1 protein-coding gene is annotated in these 1,497 nt (G+C 63.8%); it reads right to left on the bottom strand.

The window, feature by feature from the left end; all coding sequences use genetic code 11:
• Positions 1 to 192: 192 nt before the first annotated feature.
• A complete protein-coding gene (locus DE149_RS11555; protein ID WP_078025558.1) occupies positions 193 to 1,176 on the bottom strand; it encodes an Abi family protein in 984 nt (327 codons plus the stop codon).
• Positions 1,177 to 1,497: the final 321 nt, after the last annotated feature.

The following is a 1,497-nucleotide window of genomic DNA, read 5'->3' as shown; positions in this document are numbered from 1 at the left end:
ATACCCAGCTTGACAGCCGAACAGTTCATCACTGCCCTCATCCTTCACGAAATCCGAGACAGCCTCTCAGGGCGCCGGGTCGGCCTGTCCCGTAACCGGATGGGCCCGCTCCCGGGCCGCCGGAGGAGATTCGGAAGCGATGCACGCCACCGACTGCGACCCGCTACCAAGGCCTCAGCTCGCGTCCGAAGTTCACCCCCGCCACAGGTCAAGCGTGTGCCAGTCTTCCGGAACACCCATCGATTGGACTGAGAGGGCATGCGATGTGGGGAAGGTGCGGAACAGCTCGGCCAGGCGCGGCGCCCAGGACCGCTCCGCCTCGATGGGCCGCAGCATGTAGGCGATGATCGCCAAGGCGTTGTAGGTGCCGAAGTCCCCTTTGGGGGCGGCGGGTTCCCGCAGATGGTCGAGGAGGGGCACCATGCCTGCCGCCGGCCGGGACGGGGCGTTCTGGAGCTTGCGGTTGAAGAGCCGAGCATGATGCGCGGCCACGTTGCGCACGTAGTTCAAGCTGGCCAGCCAACTGCCCATCATCTTCTTCTGGGGGATCCCAAAGGCCGTGGCGACTTCCTCGGCATCCTTCTGAAGCATGCCCTGGTAGAGGTTCGACAGGTGTCCCAGCTCCAGCAGCTCGGTCAACGCCCAGACCGGCATGTGGTCGTCGTACTTCTGCCGGAAGTGGGCGACGAACTGTTCGTCCGAGCCGTCCCGGCGTTGCTTGACCCGCTCCAGCCACAACACCTGCTTGCTGGGGCGTGGGTCACGACTGTCAGTGTTCGCCCGCGTGAACGAGTCGTCGAAGCAGGTGGGGTTCTCGTGCGCGAACGGTGAGGTCCGCCCCAACACGTAGCCGATGCGCATACGCACTGCTACCTCGATGCGCTCCACACCCTCCATGACCAGCATGCGCAGTTGCCGATCGAAGTCGATGATCTCCTCGGCATGATGCAGGGCTGTGCCCGGTTGGTACCTATTCAGCACCCGGATCTTGGTGTGCCCTTGGTCATCGACCTGCTTCTCGGACTCCAGGAACGGGTACAGGTAGCCGGTTACTCGGTAGTAGCCCACGGACTCGAGCAGTCGGAGAGCCCGCGTCAGGTCATCGACCTCCAGACCGCGCTGGACTAGCCGCTCTACCTGCGCCTCGAGAGGCAACCACTTCTTCGTGTACTCCACGCGTCTCTCCCACACAAAGAAAATCAGCCCGCGCCTTGCGGCAACGGGCTGATCATGATGCTTGAGACTCTAGCACGGGCAAGAGCCTGGGTCCTAGATGTGCTACCCGGGCACGTGTTGCGTTCGAGCGCACGCGAAGCCCTAGCGTCGCGGACATGAACCCAGAGCTGGAGCAAGCCCTGCGCCTGGCTACGGACCCTCCCGGTGGCGTCTCGCTGGAAGCATTGGAAGATCTCGTTCGGGATGATCCGACGACCTGGTGGGACATCTCGGAGGCCGCCACTCACCTCAACGTCACCGCCCACACGCTGCGCTACTACG

This window comes from Micrococcus sp. KT16, assembly GCF_003315015.1.
GTDB classification, from domain to species: domain Bacteria; phylum Actinomycetota; class Actinomycetes; order Actinomycetales; family Micrococcaceae; genus Micrococcus; species Micrococcus luteus.
The sequence above is the reverse complement of the archived record's forward strand: the minus strand, read 5'-3'. Positions and strand labels throughout refer to the sequence as shown.